The sequence below is a fragment of the Lacticaseibacillus rhamnosus genome, assembly GCF_900636965.1.
In the GTDB taxonomy this organism is placed as follows: Bacteria; Bacillota; Bacilli; order Lactobacillales; family Lactobacillaceae; genus Lacticaseibacillus; species Lacticaseibacillus rhamnosus.
This window is the reverse complement of the sequence record NZ_LR134331.1, coordinates 603,635-621,085: the sequence shown is the minus strand read 5'-3', so window position 1 is coordinate 621,085 and position 17,451 is coordinate 603,635. Positions and strand designations below refer to the sequence as shown.

At 48.3% G+C, this 17,451-nt stretch carries 13 protein-coding genes; 8 read left to right on the top strand and 5 right to left on the bottom strand.

Annotation, left to right across the window (positions count from 1 at the left end):
- Nucleotides 1-87: 87 nt before the first annotated feature.
- Entirely contained in the window at nucleotides 88-2,070 is a 1,983-nt protein-coding gene (locus tag EL173_RS03055; RefSeq protein ID WP_005691762.1) for a cation:proton antiporter, read from the top strand.
- Nucleotides 2,071-2,188: 118 nt separating this feature from the next.
- Here EL173_RS03055 and EL173_RS03050 read toward each other — a convergent pair whose 3' ends face one another.
- Nucleotides 2,189-4,393, bottom strand: a complete 2,205-nt coding sequence (locus tag EL173_RS03050) for a DUF3800 domain-containing protein (protein WP_014571154.1) — start codon at nucleotides 4,391-4,393, stop codon at nucleotides 2,189-2,191.
- Between the two features lie 245 nt (nucleotides 4,394-4,638).
- On the opposite strand from EL173_RS03050, the gene EL173_RS03045 reads away from it, so the two are divergent.
- From EL173_RS03045 to EL173_RS03015, 6 genes are all read left to right on the top strand, one after another.
- On the top strand, nucleotides 4,639-6,030 hold the full coding sequence (locus EL173_RS03045; RefSeq protein WP_005691758.1) for an amino acid permease: 1,392 nt from the start codon (nucleotides 4,639-4,641) through the stop codon (nucleotides 6,028-6,030).
- Nucleotides 6,031-6,229: 199 nt separating this feature from the next.
- Nucleotides 6,230-7,075: an aldo/keto reductase gene (locus EL173_RS03040; RefSeq protein ID WP_005684180.1), complete on the top strand. Its 846-nt coding sequence runs from the start codon at nucleotides 6,230-6,232 to the stop codon at nucleotides 7,073-7,075.
- Nucleotides 7,076-7,190: 115 nt separating this feature from the next.
- Complete coding sequence (locus EL173_RS03035; protein ID WP_005691755.1) at nucleotides 7,191-7,814, top strand: SDR family oxidoreductase; 624 nt, start codon at nucleotides 7,191-7,193, stop codon at nucleotides 7,812-7,814.
- A 448-nt stretch (nucleotides 7,815-8,262) separates the two neighbouring features.
- Complete coding sequence (gene abc-f, locus EL173_RS03025; RefSeq protein WP_005691751.1) at nucleotides 8,263-9,747, top strand: ribosomal protection-like ABC-F family protein; 1,485 nt, start codon at nucleotides 8,263-8,265, stop codon at nucleotides 9,745-9,747.
- Between the two features lie 99 nt (nucleotides 9,748-9,846).
- Nucleotides 9,847-10,287 carry an OsmC family protein gene (locus tag EL173_RS03020; protein WP_014569206.1) on the top strand — a complete coding sequence of 147 codons (441 nt, stop codon included), beginning with the start codon at nucleotides 9,847-9,849 and terminating at the stop codon, nucleotides 10,285-10,287.
- 202 nt (nucleotides 10,288-10,489) lie between these two features.
- Nucleotides 10,490-10,918, top strand: coding sequence for a hypothetical protein (locus tag EL173_RS03015; RefSeq protein ID WP_014571152.1), 429 nt, complete (start codon nucleotides 10,490-10,492; stop codon nucleotides 10,916-10,918).
- A 294-nt stretch (nucleotides 10,919-11,212) separates the two neighbouring features.
- Here the strand turns inward: EL173_RS03015 and EL173_RS03005 are convergent, their stop codons facing one another.
- Both EL173_RS03005 and gdhA read right to left on the bottom strand, forming a co-directional pair.
- Nucleotides 11,213-11,413 carry a cold-shock protein gene (locus EL173_RS03005; protein ID WP_003563620.1) on the bottom strand — a complete coding sequence of 67 codons (201 nt, stop codon included), beginning with the start codon at nucleotides 11,411-11,413 and terminating at the stop codon, nucleotides 11,213-11,215.
- 214 nt (nucleotides 11,414-11,627) lie between these two features.
- Nucleotides 11,628-12,971 (bottom strand): NADP-specific glutamate dehydrogenase, encoded by a 1,344-nt coding sequence (gene gdhA, locus EL173_RS03000; RefSeq protein ID WP_019728541.1) that lies wholly within the window; start codon nucleotides 12,969-12,971, stop codon nucleotides 11,628-11,630.
- A gap of 234 nt (nucleotides 12,972-13,205) precedes the next feature.
- On the opposite strand from gdhA, the gene EL173_RS02995 reads away from it, so the two are divergent.
- A complete protein-coding gene (locus EL173_RS02995; RefSeq protein WP_014571151.1) occupies nucleotides 13,206-14,144 on the top strand; it encodes an L-lactate dehydrogenase in 939 nt (312 codons plus the stop codon).
- Between the two features lie 175 nt (nucleotides 14,145-14,319).
- Here the strand turns inward: EL173_RS02995 and EL173_RS02990 are convergent, their stop codons facing one another.
- Nucleotides 14,320-15,801, bottom strand: coding sequence for an APC family permease (locus EL173_RS02990; protein WP_005684195.1), 1,482 nt, complete (start codon nucleotides 15,799-15,801; stop codon nucleotides 14,320-14,322).
- Between the two features lie 304 nt (nucleotides 15,802-16,105).
- Nucleotides 16,106-17,392: a serine/threonine transporter SstT gene (gene sstT / locus EL173_RS02985; RefSeq protein ID WP_005684196.1), complete on the bottom strand. Its 1,287-nt coding sequence runs from the start codon at nucleotides 17,390-17,392 to the stop codon at nucleotides 16,106-16,108.
- Between the last annotated feature and the right edge of the window lie 59 nt (nucleotides 17,393-17,451).

The window sequence follows — 17,451 nt, the reverse complement described above, 5'->3', positions numbered from 1 at the left end:
ACGCTCTCCAAGCCTGCAACCAGTGTTTTCCCCGGTTTGGTGCTAAAATAAAATGATCGAATCGGTCAAGCTAGGAAGTGAGTCGCTGTGAATCAAGTCGTTATTTTTGGCATCATGTTGGCCACGGTTATCGTTGGCAATTTGCTTGCTCGCCATGTCCCACAGATTCCTTTGCCATTCTTCTTGATTGGTCTTGGTGCAGCGTTGGCAATTATGCCATCCCTGCGTAGTTTTACGATTGATCCATCGGCGTTCTCCTTTGCTATCATCGCGCCGCTGCTTTTCAATGAAGGTCAAAATGCCTCACGAGGACAAATCGGCCGGTCACTGACGAATATTGTGTCACTTGCAGTCGGCTTGGTGATCGTGTCGGTCGTGATCTTAGGCTTCGGCGTCCATGCACTTTTCCCGGTCATCCCATTGAGTCTGGCATTTGCTTTGATTGCCATTGTGACCCCAACTGATGCTTCCGCTGTCAGTGCCGTTGCGCAGGCCAATCCGTTGAGCACTAGTCAAATGCAGTTGTTAAATAATGAAAGTTTGTTCAACGATGCGGCGGGGATTGTAGCGTTTGATCTCGCTCTGTCGGCCTATATTTCCGGACAATTCTCGGCCACTGACGCTTTACTCGACTTCCTGTTTGTTTTCTTTGGCGGTATTTTATTCGGCGCACTGGCAGGTATTTTTATTGTCAATCTCAGAGCCTGGCTAATCCGCATTGGTGATGATGAGCCATTAATTATGGTCGGAATTCAGTTGCTGACGCCTTTACTGGTTTATTTTCTGGCTGAAGAACTGGCACTTTCCGGTATTTTAGCAGTTGTGGCTGCAGGGATTGCCCAAGGCGTTGAGCGTGATCGCTTGCGGTTGACCAGTGCCCGCATGCAAATTATCAGTGCCAATGTGTGGGAAATGATTGCTGCCGTTCTTTCTGGGCTGGTTTTCGTTTTGTTAGGCGTTTCGCTGCCAAATGTTGTGATTGAGGCATTACGCGGGCAGGCAGGGTTATTCGGCTTGCTCATTGGCATCGGTGCTTTCATCTACGTGGCCAAATCCTTTGTTCGCTTCATCTGGAGTCGGACGTTATTGAAAATGGGCAAGAAACATCGATGGCGCAATGCGTTGATCATGATGCTCGGCGGTGCAAATGGAACCATCACTTTATCGCTGGCTTTTTCGATTCCGCAAACAGTTGCCGGTCACCATTTTGCCCTGCGCCAAGGACTCATTCTCATTGCGGCTGTTGAGATTCTCCTCAGTCTCATCGTTCCGGTCATCGTACTGCCGTTTTGCGTTTCTAAACCGCCAAAACGCAATCGCCAATTTATCTGGTTACGGCGGATGCTGGCGGCGGGCATTGATGCGATGCGCGATGAGACCGAACATCACAGTGAAGCACAAATTGTCGCCGATGCCTTAGCTCAGGAAATGATCTTAAATGACAATCCTTCGCGGCGGCTGCAACGAACGATTTTTGAAGGCACCATCACTGCGGAAAAAAGTGCCATTGAAACCTTACGGATGAACGGCACGATTACTCGCGATGAAGCCCATTATTATAATCGCTTCATTGATCTCAATGATTTCACAGCGGATCAACGACTCTGGAAAAATCTTTGGCTCCGGTTTCGTTTTTCGTTCAACATGGGCCGGATGTATAAAGCGTTTAATGAAGCCCAAAACGCCTTTTTAACCACCCCGCTCAACCTAGAGCCGATCTATTGGAAACGCCAATTTGCGGCTCACGGTGAAGATCTCTTGCCCATTGAACAGGCTGGATATACGGCGGTCATGCGATATTTGCAACGGATCGAAACAATTCAAAATCGCAGTGCGGTTAATACCATTCGGCGGTTCTACCGCGATCGTCATCGCCGGGTTCATTCCGAGTCATTTGACGGGGATGCTTTGTACGCGATGTTTCTTAAAGCCTTTCATGCCGAATACGAGTTCATTCAACAGGCTTTTACGGATGGGAAGCTAAGTCGCGACCTCATGCAGCGCCTCCAAACCCGAATCACCTTTGACGAAATCACCTATTTGAAAAATCAGGACAGTTTTATCGACTAGACTATTTTGCCTTTCTTTCATTTCAGAATATGCCCCTTGCAAAATAAAAAAATCGGCTGCAGAGAAAATTCTCTACAACCGGTTTTTATTTTGCAATTAACTCAACGAACGATCTCTTTTACCGTTTTGTCTTTGAGCCTGAGTCTAAAGCCATTTCAAGCTCATCGGCAGCCGTCTTTGTAACACTTTCAATCTTGGCTAGAACCTTACCATATGGCTTTGGATCCTTATTGATGTAGCGTAACAAGCCGGCCATACGTGCAGTCATGTCGTACCAGCTTTGGTTTGGCATGCCGGAAATTTGACCGACACGGGCATTTGGCAACACATCAATGAGTTGTTCCACCGCATTCTTGACAACCGGTAAAGCACCGCGCACCAGATCCGAATCGGCGTAGGTTGCATCAAAGATCAGCTGCATGAACCGATCCGGCTGGGAATGCTTGGAAGGGGTTGCGGCTCGTTCCGCGCGAACCCCCATGACAACCTGTTGCAGGCCCAATAAAGTAAGACGAACAAGCTGATCGTGCTGCGAAATGCCTAATTCAGGCATCGGCGTGATCCCGATCAGACTGAGCTCATCTTTGCTTAACCGCAACGCAGCATTGGCAATAAAGTCGGATAGTTGTAACCCAAGATGTTCACGCGAGTCCGCAAATTCAAACCGAACCTTAATTGGCCGTTCCAGTGACAGGGTCAAGTAACGACTAACGATATCGGCTCCCATCACGAGCTGATTGCCTTCCAACTCATTTCGATGATCGATCATGATCACAATATCATCAAATATGGTATGGACATCACGCAAGACATGGATGGTTGCCCCGATATATGGATAAAGATATTCCATTGATGGTGCAAAATCCGGGTAAGTTGTTTTACGTGAAAAGACCGTATACATGCCCATGTTTTCATGCTTGGCAGCTTTAATCAGTTGCGTCAATGCATCAACCTGTTTGCCGCGAGCTTTAACTTCATCCCCTGGCTCCCAGCCGTAAGGATAAAGCGCGTTCCGGAAACCGGCTAAGCTTTCATCGTCGCCTTCCGGTAAAATGGCGGCAATTCCCATATGCATCATCCGCGGATCCGGTCGATGCTCTTCAAAACTTTCATCAATGAAAAGACGTAATTGCTTCCCGGTTACCAGTGGCACCTCATCATGCGTTCCGTAATTGGCGCGCGCTGACCGATTCTCCGCTGACTGTGTATTGGCGGCATTGCTAGTACTGTTTGCAGCGCTACCGTTTGTGCTAGACCGATCAGCTGACGTGGATCGGATGACGCTTGGCGTGTGGGTTGTCACTTTATTAACAACAGCAGGAGTCCGGTGTTGACTGGCATCTTGATTGCTAAGCGATTGTGAATTGCTTGTAGAAGCTGATTGCGTCATGGGTTGCCAATTTTGCGGATCAGCATTGGCAGCGAAGCGATTCTGTCTTGGCCGTCCCGGTCGCCGCGTACCGTTTTGTTTGTTGCGATCGAGCCGCACATTGCGCCGATCACGCCGAACCGGTTCGTGCTCGCTTGTACTGTTGTACCGCGTTGCATCTGTTTTTCCGGTTGGCGTATGTTGCTTGGTATGGCGCACACCGTTTTCGTGGCGGTCAGTGCTTTCAGACGTGCTCATTGAATTAGCAGTAGACTGACTGTTTGCTGCCTGCGCCTGACGTTTGTTGGCCTCGCTTTGTGCTTGCTGGGTTGCGACATCAGGCTGCTGGCGAATGGTGAAACGATGATTGCGCGTTGTCGGCCGTTTGGTGGTCGGCTTTGACTCACTCGCAGTGTTAACACCACTGGTTGACGGTGATTGCCGGGTATTGCGATTCGCTTGTCGGCCAGTCGTTGTTGTGCGGGCAACTCGTTTAGTTGTCCGGCGCGGTGATTGCGGACTGGCTGAATTTTCCTGAGAATGTACAGCTGCCTTGTTCTGATCGGTGGCAGCAATACTTGTTGGCTGCGTTTGCGCTTTTGCCTGTCGAGTTGGCGTCTTTGTTGCGGCTTGCTTCGTTGTGCTTGGTTTCGTTGCTGGCGCTTTGGCAGTCGTCTGCCGTGTGCGCGTCTTAGCGGCTGGAGTCTTAGCGGCTGGTTTCGCCGCAGCTGTCTTCTTTGGGGTCCGTTTTACCGTGGTCTTTGCTGCTTCCGGGACTTTTCCCGATGCGATGATGCTTTCAATCTTTGCGGTCGTTTTACGACTGACGTTATGACCACGCAGCGCCTTTCGCAGGGTCGGTACGGATACACCAATCGCGATTGAAGCGGCGTTGGTATTCAATCCATGCTTTGCCATATAAGCATTTAATGATGTTTTTAGCTTATTATCCAAAATATTTCCTCATATCCTACTTAAATTTAAGTGTTCCGTTACTAGTTTAACGCAAAAAGTCATACGCGAACATTGCCTTAATCAAACGCCGAAATCAGCCCACTTTCCTGAGTTCTAACCTGATTGACGGCTTGCATTTACGTTTTTGACATGTCTACGTTTTGGGTTCACCTGTTTGCGAAAAATAGACTTTTCTTGTATAGTCTTCTCTTGTATGTCACAACAATGAAAGAAGCGAACTTAACATGCAACGAAAACTCAGTGGCCGCCATATGCAGATGATTGCGCTCGGCGGGACCATCGGCGTTGGCCTTTTCATGGGCGCTAGTGCCACCATCAAATGGACCGGCCCTTCTGTCTTAATTGCCTATATCATTGCCGGACTTTTTCTTTATCTCATCATGCGGGCGTTGGGCGAAATGCTGTACGTTGATCCGGCAACTGGTTCATTTGCCAAATTTGCCAGTGAATACATGCACCCGCTTTTTGGTTATTTAACTGCGTGGAGTAATATCTTCCAATTTGTTGTGGTAGGCATGTCAGAGATGATTGCCATTGGTGAATACTTCAAATTTTGGTGGCCTGGGCTGCCGGCATGGCTGCCTGGCCTGGTTGCGATCACCTTCCTTGTTTTGGCAAATCTGATTTCGGTGCGAATGTTTGGTGAATTGGAATTCTGGTTTGCTTTGATCAAAGTCGTAACCATTGTGTTGATGATCATCGCTGGTCTCGGCGTCATTTTATTTGGACTAGGAAATGGCGGTCGGCCAGTGGGGATTAGTAACTTGTGGACCCACGGCGGATTTTTCACGGGTGGCTTTACTGGCTTTTGCTTTGCCTTGTCCATTGTGCTTGGTTCTTACCAAGGCGTTGAGTTACTCGGCATCACAGCTGGGGAAGCGGAAAACCCGCAACCAACAATTGTTAAAGCGGTCAAAGACACCATCGGACGAATTCTCATCTTTTACGTTGGTGCGATTTTCGTGATTGTAGCCGTTTATCCTTGGAATCAACTTAGCGCCTTAGGGTCACCTTTTGTTCAAACCTTTGCCAAAATCGGCATTACCTTTGCGGCATCACTCATCAACTTTGTGGTGATCACCGCCGCATTATCAGGTTCAAATTCCGGCATTTATTCTGCTAGTCGTATGCTTTACACATTGGCAGATGCCAAACAGTTACCGCGAATCTTCACAAAACTAAATCGCCATGGCGTCCCTTTTTATCCCGTTGTTTCGGTCGGCGGCGGCATTTTACTCGGTGTGCTTTTAAACGCCATCCTGCCTTACGTGGCACCAGCAGCGAAAAATGTTTTCGTTCTCGTCTATAGTTCCAGCGTCTTGCCAGGAATGGTTCCCTGGTTTGTGATTCTTATTAGTGAAATCAAGTTTCAAAAAGTTCACGCCGATAAAATGACGGACCATCCTTTCAAAATGCCATTCGCACCATACAGTAATTATCTCACACTTATTTTCCTTGTGTTCACTTTATTTTTCATGTTGCTGAATCCGGAAACAAGTATTTCATTAGTAGTCGGGATTATCTTTTTAAGTTTGGTGAGCTTGCATTATTTTATCTATTATCGCCATGGAAACAGCAAAACAAAGGCGGTAATGGATCAAGACAATGACCTTTAAAGCTATGTCCTGATTGCGCTGAATGCAAATTTTTCAAACTTTCACTTGCCAGACCCCCTCACCTTGCATCTTTTCTGACATTTTTCTATGAGTGTTTTTATTTCACGGCTAATTTGTATAATGAAATTGTATGAAGCAGCCTGTGTTTGCTCATCCGGAACAAGTGGCAAACACTCGCAAAGGAAAGGGGTTTGCTTTTATGAAAACGATCAATATTGGCGATGTAACAGTTCCAATTGTCGGAATGGGCACCTGGTATTTAGGTGAAGGCAATGCTGAACAAAGCGCACGCGAAACCCAAGCTTTAAAGTACGGGTTAGATCACGGCTTGCGGGTGATTGATACAGCCGAAATGTATGGCAACGGCGCGGCGGAAACCTTGATCGGCAGCTTTTTAGGTGATTACCCACGGGCCAATATCTATCTGATCTCTAAATTCTATCCGTCACATGCCGACAAAAAGCAAATGCGAACGGCGCTGACAAATAGCTTGTCGCGACTTAAAACCGATTATCTCGACCTTTACCTACTTCACTGGCGCGGGGCTACCCCACTGGCGGAAACCCTTGAAGGCTTACAAGAGCTGAAAAAAGAGGGACTGATTCGCCAATACGGGGTCTCAAACTTCGATGTTGACGATATGGATCAGCTCACTTTGGAACCGGGTGGCGAGCAAGTCGTTGCCAATGAAGTCTTGTATAACCTACAATCACGCGGTATTGACTTTGACCTACTTCCACGCCAGAAGCAGGCAGGGATCACTACGATTGGTTACTCGCCTTATGGTTCCGGCAGCGGCAAATCCATCAAGCTAACTCCGGAACTCACCGATTTGGCAAAAAGCAAGGGCATTTCGACTCACCAGCTCCTGCTTGCCTGGGTATTGCGCAATGGTGACGTGCTATCCATCCCCCGCACTGGTGAAGCTAGCCACATGGCAGAAAACATTGCCGCAGCAGACGTCACATTTTCACCGGACGAATTAGATCTATTTGATCAAGCCTTCCCGATGCCTCGTCATCACGTACCCCTGGAAATCATTTAGTCAAAACAACGCCTCACCCCAATTACTGCTGTGTTCAGTCAGCGGCGAGCGCTTTCACGTCAGCACGAAAAACGTTATACTAATAACAATCATTTTCCAAGAAAGGATCATTGTTGTGAAAATTTTTGTTGTCGGCGCCCACGGTCAAATCGGCCAGCTATTGGTGCATAAATTACTGGATCGAGGCGATACGGTCACAGGGGGCTATCGTGACCCGCTCACCCAGACACCCGATCCGGAGAAAAATTTTCGAGCAGTCGAGCTTGATCTGTCATGGCCGGTCAATCGATTAGCAAACCTTTTCGCCGGTCATGATGCAGTTGTGTTCGCTGCAGGATCGCGGGGAAAAGATCTACTCGGGGTTGACTTAGATGGGGCCATCAAAACCATGAAAGCCGCCGAAGCCAAGGATGTCGGCCGCTTCATCATGCTTAGTGCACTTGATGCTGAGGATCCGGCACACTGGCCTGCACAATTGCACGATTACTACATTGCCAAGTATTATGCAGATGAGTGGTTAATCCACAATACGGATCTGGATTATGTCATTGTCCAGCCAACCTCACTCACGAATGAACCGGCGCAAGGAACCATTACGCTGCAGCCGCAACGCCCATCAACCATTCCGCGTGCCGATGTTGCCGATGTCTTGGTTGCCGCATTAGATAGCGATCGTCACCGCGAGACAATTAAAATTGCCACTGGCCCAACACCAATTGAAGAAGCCGTAAAAAGTTGACGCAGCACAAAACACGTGGTAATTTTAGTTTAACGTTAAATCGAAAGTGAGGTCTCGTCCATTGAAGAACGCCAATTGTTGAAATGTCCAAGTCCTGTCATCATCAACGGGATTCGTGTGGACTTTTTGACAATCGGGCGCGATCAATGGCGGACACTCCGTCTATTTTGGTCAGCCTTAATTTTGGGGGCTGACCTTTTTTTATCTGAGCGTGAACCGGCGCGCTTAGGAATCGGTGTGTAAGCGGCCTTGGGCGTGATGGCCCGGTCTTGGCCATTGCGCTTAAGGTCCTTACACGCAGATTCCTGCGCCGGTGAACGCGTTATCGTGAGCGTGAACCGGCGCGTTATCGGCCAGCATTTTCACGCTCATCACAACCCGATTTCAAAAAGCACCGAGCACCACCCGTCTTGATACCACAGGCACATCCCGGAAAGGACGTGGCTGTATGTCTACCATCCAAATCAAACATCTACACTTTGCTTACGATGGCCAAGCACCGATCTTTACTGATGCCGGTTTCGATCTTGATACAAACTGGCATCTCGGCTTAGTTGGCCGTAATGGTCGCGGCAAAACAACTTTGTTACGCCTATTGCAAAAACAACTTGATTATCGCGGTACGATCACCGTACCACTGCCGCTGCAATATTTTCCCCAAGCACTCGATGAATCTCAGGTGACATTGGATGCTGCTCAGGCGTTTAACCATGTCGCCCAGTGGCAGCTTGAGCGCGAACTCAACTTATTGCACGCCGATCCTGCGATTCTTTGGCGACCGTTTGCTGATTTATCCGGTGGTGAACAAACCAAAGTGCGCTTGGCTTTGCTTTTCATCCAGACTGATGGCTTTGCACTCATCGACGAACCAACCAATCACCTTGATCTGCGCAGTCGCCGGCAGGTAGCAGCTTATTTGCAGCAAAAACCCGGCTTCATCGTTGTGAGTCATGATCGCGATTTTTTAGATGCTGTCACCGATCACACCTTGGCCATTGAACGCCAGAAAATCACGCTATATCAAGGCAACTACACGACGTTTGCAACTGAAAAAGCGCGCCAGGATCAAACCGAAATTGCCCAAAATACCCATTTAAAAACCGAAATCAGTCGGCTCAAACAAACGGCTTATGACAAGAAACTCTGGGCCGAAAATAAAGAGCGCAGTATTTACGGCGATCGGCACGTTAAAAATAGCGGTCATAGGGGTCGCGGCTTTATCAGCGCCCGCGCAGCAAGAACCATGAAAAAAAGTAAAAACCTGGAACACCGGATGAACAAAGAAATCGAAGAAAAAGAACAGCTGCTCAAAAATCTGGAAAAAGTCGATCCTTTAACGATGAATCCGCAGCCGACCCACCAGCACCAATTGATTGTGGCGGAAAAGGTGCAACTCGGTTTTGATCAACCGTTATTCGAGCCGATTTCGTTCACCTTACACCGTGGCGATCGCATTGCCATTGTTGGGGAAAACGGCAGCGGTAAATCAACCTTGATCCGCGCATTGCTGGGTCAGTTTAACGGGATCAGTCGCGGCCTGTTAAAGTTGGCGCCCGTATCTTTGAGTCTGGTACGCCAGCAGTATGCCGATAACCGCGGTACCCTTCCAGACTTTGCCGAAACCCACCAGCTTAGTCGCGAAGCATTGCTCAATAACTTACGCAAGCTTGGTATGCCGCGCGCTGATTTTGCCACGCCGATTGAACATTTGAGTATGGGCCAGCAAAAGAAAGTGGAAGTGGCCCGCTCCCTGGCAACGCCTGCAGCGCTTTACATCTGGGACGAGCCACTTAATTATCTGGATACCTACAATCAAGATCAGATTATTGCGGCCGTCTGCCAATATCAACCAACGATGCTCTTTGTCGAACACGATGAACATTTTATCGATCAGGTTGCCACAAAGATGATTCGCCTACACCCGTTGCTATAAACGAAAATCCAAAGCTATGCGCGCGCGAGCCACAATAACACCATGTTAAGCGGTTCCATGGTATACTCACGATGAAAGCTCAAAGAAAGGATGGATAGCATGGCAGAGCGTTCTTTATATCATACCTATGTCCGTAACGAAAATGGTTTGGTTGGTGAAAGTTATGTTGAAGGCAACCAAGGATTAGCACTGGGCGTTTCCAGCTCGCTCATTGATGCGCCGGGTACCAATCCGGAGCAGTTTATCGCCTTTGCACTGTCTACTTGTTTCAATGCCACCATTCGTATCGTTCAGCATCGCGAAGGCACCGCAGAGGATTCCCAATTACGCACCCGTGTCGATATCGTCCGTGACAAAATCGGCTACAAATTCATTGTGGATGCCCAGATTCTCATGCCAAGCCACACTCGCGAAGAAGCCCAAAAGATTGTCACCCAGGCTTTAGACGAGTGTCCGGTTGCCAAACTGTTGAAAGAAAATGAAAATGTCACCTTCCGCATTGTCGATGAATTCACTGATGAGCCAACTTTAGGTGAATAAGCGCAACGCCTTCAGTAAGGTGGTTCATTCCTTCATCGGGTGTCATGAATTGAATCGCGCCATCCCAGTTTAGCGTGAACCAGAAATCAGCAATTGTTGATTTCTGGTTCGCGTTTTTTTACTTTTCCTACAAGAATTCACGACTTAGCGAAACTCGCCCGTTTAGAAGTTTACAGTGAAAGGTAAACGGAGGGCGTTTAAGATGAATAAATCATTTAACCAGTCAAGTATTTATCGGTTTGGTTTGCCACTTTGCTTAGGACTTGGTAGTTTAGCATTCTTGGCAATCGGTATTTGGGCAACCATCTTGTTACTATTCACATCTAAAATCACGACAGTTCTCATACTGGTTTTATTAGGTGGTTGGTTCGTAATCGGCTGTATCATCACAGGCGCGGTGTTGTTATGGCAACTAGTGCGCAATCCTAAGCTCGTTAACCGTAACGTTCACCGGCTTCAGTGGCTTCTTGGGCTCATTGCGATCATCATTGCGGCCATCTCGTTGCCACTTTCATATTTTTGGGCGGATACGGGTGACGCGCCGGGGGTTGTGTTTATTGGTTTGTTTCTTGCGGCAATGCCGTTTGCTTGTTGGGTTTTGGTTAGTGTTTGGCGGTGGACGTTGGGGTGAGGATTTATTTTTTGGTTTTGCGGGGATCTTCGGCTGCCTGTGAAAGGTTTGAGAATAAGCGATAACGCGCGGAGATTGGTTTTTTTGTAGGCGATTGTTTGGTTTGACTTTGCGTTCTATAACGCGCTCCCCGGCGCAGAAGTCTGCGTGTAAGGACCCTGGGCGCAATGGCCAAGACCGGGCCATCACGCTTAAGGCCGCTTACACTCCGACTTCTAACCGCACCGGCTCACGCTCACACAAAAAAAAGACCCACTCAGTTTCCTGAGTGGATCTTTTTCAACGAACCAAGAATTAAAGCTTGGTAACGTTAGCAGCCTGAGGGCCACGATCAGATTGTTCTACATCGTAGGAAACAGCCTGACCTTCGTCAAGACTCTTGTAACCTTCACCGTTGATGGCGCTGAAGTGTACGAAAACGTCTTGGCCGTCTTCACCAGTGATGAAGCCGTAACCCTTATCAGCGTTGAACCATTTAACTGTACCTTTTTGCATGAAAGTGAATCTCCTTTTCAAAACTAACAACAACAGACAACCGTAATCCTAAAAAGGAAATTCATGTTACATGATGTTTCCCGTTCAAGTATTACCATGAACAGAGTATAACACGTTCAGCAAGAAACACCTAATTTATTTTCGAATTTCTGGCAAATTTATTTGCGATCGGTTAATTGCCACGAGTGGTGTAGACCAAATTAGATCCGGCCGACTACATGCCTTGTGCATACATCGCATCGGCAACTTTCAAGAAGCCGGCGATGTTGGCCCCGGCCTCGTAATCACCTGGAACCCCATACTCGGCGGCAGCATCGGCACTGGCTTTGAAAATATGCTGCATGATCTCGTGCAACTGTCCGTCAACCGTGTCGAAGCTATCACTTAAACGCCGCGAATTTTGGCTCATTTCGAGTGCGGAGACTGCCACGCCGCCAGCATTGGCCGCTTTGGCCGGACCGTATAAAATGTCGTCATGCTGATAAGCCGCAATGGCATCCGGATCACTGGGCATGTTGGCGCCTTCTGCCACGGCGATCACGCCTGCAGCCTTAAAGCGCTTGGCCTGCGCTCCATTAATTTCATTTTGGGTGGCACACGGCAAGGCCAGATCAAACTTAATCGTTGCATCCCAAACCGAACCTTCATAATATTTAGCGCCGTCAACTCGCTCGGCATAAGTTTTGATTCGACCACGCTCTACTTCTTTAATTTGCTTGACGGTGGCAAGATCGATCCCATTTTCATCCACCACGTAGCCATTTGAATCGGAAACCGTGAGCACTTTAACCCCCAGCGCTTTTGCCTTTTGAGCGGCATAAATGGCAACATTCCCGGCACCGGAAATCACTGCCTGCTTACCGGCAAGCGTTTCGCCATTAGCCTTGAGTAATTCATCTGTGTAATAGATCAAGCCGTAACCGGTAGCCTCCGTGCGTGCCAATGAGCCGCCATAACTGAGACCTTTGCCGGTTAAAACGCCGCGTTGTGCCCCTTTAAGTCGCTTGTATTGACCATATAGGTAGCCGATTTCCCGTGCGCCAACGCCAATATCCCCGACTGGCACATCCAGGTCCGGCCCGATGTATTTGCTCAGCTCGGTCATGAAGCTTTGACAAAAACGCATGATTTCCGCATCCGATTTACCTTTTGGATTAAAATCAGCCCCGCCTTTTGCCCCACCGATTGGCAAGGTCGTCAGGCTATTCTTGAAGATCTGTTCAAAACCCAAAAACTTCACGATACTTAAATTGACTGATGGATGTAACCGCAAGCCGCCTTTGTATGGACCGATGGCGGAATTGAATTGCACCCGAAAGCCGCGGTTCACTTGGATTTGGCCTTGGTCATCCTGCCACGGCACGGCAAATTGAATGGCCCGTTCCGGTTCAACCAAGCGGCCAAGAATGTTGGCTTGTATATACTCCGGATGTTTTTCAAAAACCGGAACAACGGTTTTTAAAATAGTTGTCGCTGCTTCCAAAAACTCCGGTTGGTGCGGATCGCGTTGTTTGAGCGTTGCGAGAACCGATTCGACATAAGCTGTTGCTGAAGTCATAAATACCCACCTTTCCAAAAACGGTAACAAGTGTTGTTTTAAGGTTAACAGAAAAATGGCAGTTTGATAAGAATTTTCTCCATGTGCCCTCAGCCAGATTAAGTCTTTATCAAGCTGAAAGCCTACACCTCTGTTACAATGAAATCGGATACATGTTACCTATTATGATTGATTTGGACACAGCTATCGTCCAATCGTTGCGTGAAGCGGCTACCTGTCAAGGAGGGGTTTAGGATGCAACATAGCGGAAATATTATTTTAATTGGTGACGGCGCTATCGGTTCGAGCTTTGCTTTTAACTGTTTAACGACCGGCGTTGGTCAAAGTCTGGGCATTATTGACGTCAATGAGAAGCGGGTTCAAGGCGATGTAGAAGATCTTTCAGACGCCCTACCATATACGTCTCAAAAGAATATCTACGCAGCGAGTTACGAAGACTGCAAATACGCCGATATCATTGTGATCACGGCTGGCATTGCGCAAAAGCCCGGGCAAACCCGACTGGAACTGTTGTCGATCAATGCCAAAATCATGAAAGAAATCACTCACAACATCATGGCCAGTGGTTTCAATGGTTTTATTCTCGTTGCCTCAAACCCGGTCGACGTGCTCGCGGAATTAGTGCTGGAAGAATCGGGGCTGCCGCGTAACCAAGTGCTAGGATCAGGTACCGCGCTGGATTCAGCCCGTCTGCGTTCGGAAATCGGCTTGCGTTACAATGTGGATGCGCGCATTGTCCACGGCTACATCATGGGCGAACATGGCGACTCCGAATTTCCGGTTTGGGATTACACCAATATTGGCGGCAAACCGATTCTCGACTGGATTCCCAAAAATCGCCAAGCAAGTGATTTGGCTGAAATCAGCCACCGCGTCAAAACTGCTGCATATGGCATCATTGAAAAGAAAGGTGCTACTTTCTACGGGATCGCCGCTTCGCTCACTCGCCTAACCAGTGCCTTTTTGAATGACGACCGGGCAGCATTTGCGATGTCGGTCCATCTTGACGGTGAATATGGTTTATCCGGCGTTTCCATTGGGGTGCCGGTTATCCTCGGCGCAAATGGTTTAGAGCGCATCATCGAACTGGATTTAAATCCGGAAGACCACAAACGCCTGGCTGACTCTGGTGCCATTTTGAAAGATAATTTAAAGAAGGCACAGGAAGCCTAGGCAATAACCAGCATTTAGTACCTTTCCAATGGGTATTGGTAATAACAATCAAAATCGGCCTTACAGACAGACAAATTTGTCTCCGTAAGGCCGATTTTTTCATTTGCTTATCAATTCTTTGGCCATACACGCTTATTCTGCCCGTCGTAATCCAGCATTCAGCTCAAACAGCCATTTACTCGTCCGACTTGGCTTGCTCCAGTGCTTCCGTCTCCTTTTCAACTTCGGAGCCTTTGGTTAATGCCGAGTGTCGCATGCCATAAAGGAAGTAGATCGCACAACCGATTAGGAACCAGACGCCTGAATACAGCTTTGCCTGAATGTCCAATCCGAGAAAGACCACTAGCGATCCGAGAAAAGCAACCGCTGGCAACACTGGGTAAAATGGCATCCGAAAACGTGGCTTGGCAATGTCCTGCCCCTCACGCGGACGCAGCCGGTAAATGCCAAGCGTGACAAACATGAATGCGATCAGAGTCCCCGCGGAAATCAGCTGGGCAAGAAACGCAAATGGAAAGAACGCACCGATAATAACGCCAATAGTGATGAGCACCGCCAAAGCGCGATTCGGCAACTTGCGGCTATTCAATTTCCCTAAACCATGCGGCAACATCCCGTCACGCCCAAAACTGTAAAGCAGCCGAGATCCCGCCATCGCCATACCAATGAGCGCCGTGAACATACCTAAAACCGCGATGCTTTCGACAACCGTTGCGACCACCGCGTGACCTGAGTGGCGCAACGCCCAGCCGACCGGTTCTGCATTGTTGGCGTAATCCTGATACGGGAACATCCCCAACAAAACCAGTCCCACCGAAACGAATAAGAAAACGGCAATCAAGAGTGACCCCAAAATTCCCCGCGGCATCGTTTTCTCCGGATCAATCGCTTCAGCCGAATTAGCCGCAATCGAATCAAACCCGATATAAGCCAGGAAAATCATGGAGACGCCGGCATAAATACCTTGCCAGCCTCCAAATGGTGTGCCATCCGCGTTAAGATGATACGCCGGGAAGAACGGATGGAAGTTTTCTGGGTGAATCGCGGTTAACCCCACCACAAGAAATAGCAGGATAGCCAGCACTTTCATGACAACGAGAATATTTTCGACTCGCGCAGCACTGGACACGCCGCGCGACAACAAAATCCCGACCAGCAGCATCACCACCACGGCAACCAAATCAACAATGCCACCGTTAGTACCAAAAGGATGCGCCAAGGCCGCGGGAAAATTCACCCCGATCGTCGCCAATAAGCCGCGAAAATTAGCCGATAAGCCAGACGCAACAAAGGCCACGGCAATAAAGTACTCAGCTAACAACGCCCAGCCGGCAATCCACCCGAAGAATTCACCGAAAACAACATTAATCCATGAATAAGCCGACCCGGCAAATGGCATGGCAGCTGACATTTCAGCGTAGGCAAATGCCACCAGTCCGGCAACCAGCGCCGCAATCAGAAAAGAAATTGACACCGCTGGCCCGGCATGTTTAGCCGCAACGACCCCAGGTAATGTAAAGATCGATGCGGAGACAATGGTACCAACGCCTAGCGCCAGAAAATCACGCACGCGCAAGACTCGCGGCAAATGCGAGTCTTTGTCTTCATACACACTTGGATCTTCTTTTCGAAACAATCGTTGCCATACTTTCCCCATTGGAACCTCCGTTGACTTGTTTATGCTCTTTTTACGTATTTTGGTAAAAAACCCATGAAAAATAGGTTAGCACATTTCAGTAAGACTGGAAAGCGCTGTGTTTTTAATGACATTTGTTATCACAACATTGAATGCTCGCCGGCCAAGTTTGCGGAATGATGAGCCGCCAAATCTTAAGCTTTTTTAAGCAAACAAAAACTGCCTAAGCGTGGTCTGTACTCACTTAGACAGTTTCTATTTGCCTACTAACGATGCATGGCACTTATCAACAGAGTAAGCATTCATGAACATTTGTGGCTGCTAATCATTTATCATCTTCTGCCACTGGCGCAGCGGACTTAAGCTTCTGTTTGCCTGCCGCCTTAACAGCAGCACGCATGTTAACCGGGTGACCTTCACGCCGATCATCCGCGTATTCAGCCGTGGCCGTGAACAGTAAATCCGACGCAGAGTTAACCGCCGTTTCAACCGAGTCTTGTACGACACCGATGATAAAACCAATCCCAACGACCTGCATGGCAATATCATTTGAAATGCCAAAAAGCGAAGCCGCCATTGGAATCAGAAGCAGTGACCCACCGGCAATACCCGATACGCCGGTTGCCGAAATGGCTGACAGGAAACAAAGCAACAAAGCGAGGAAAATGCTGACATGAACGCCCATTGTATTAGCGGTGGCCAAGGTCATAATCGACACGGTAATGGCCGCCCCGCCAGAGTTGGCTGAGCCGCCCAGTGGAATCGAAATAGCATAACTATCTTTATTCAAGCCCAAATCTTCCGAAGCTTTGAGGTTAATCGGAATGTTGACGGCGCCACTACGCGTGAAAAAGGCCGGAATCCCACTGACTTTTAACGTCCAAAACGTCAGCGGATAAGGATTTTGCCGCGTCAGCAACCAAACCATGAACGGATAAACGACCAGATAGACAAACACCATGGTGGCCACCAGCAAGATCAGCAGTTGTCCATAAGCCATGACCCCTCTAACGCCGGTCTTACTCAATGATTCATGCAATAAGCCAACAATCCCAAACGGTGCAAACTGGATGACATTTTGCGCTACTGAGCTGACGGTCTCTGCCAGCTCGGTTACCACTTTTTTGGTCGTGGCACTCGTCAAGCGCAAGCCAGAACCGATCAACAACGACCAGAACAAAATAGCGAGATAATTACCTTCAACCAACGCTGAAATCGGATTCGCCACAGCATTAGTCAATAACCCGGTCACAACCGTTCCTAAATCCTTAGGCGCACTTTCGGCAATCTTCATCGCCCCCGGTAACACCAGCTTGATGGGGAAAAGATATGAAACGACAACAGCTGCCACCGAAGAAAGTAATGTGGCACTTAAGTAAAGGACAATGACAGTGCCAAAATGGTTTTTCGACCCTGAGCGATATTTGGAAATTGCGGACATAATCAACAGGAAAACAAGTAACGGTGCGATTGCCTTCAACGCGCCAACAAACAGCTTGCCTAAAACATCGATAAAGGACCAGGAGGGCACCAATACCCCTAACACTGCCCCAACCACGATTCCGATCACAATTTTCAGAATCAGCGACACATCTTTGTACCGTTTATACATTTCTGGCCCCTCCTCCATATAAAAATTAATATTTAATGAGAACACTTCTTAGTGTGCCC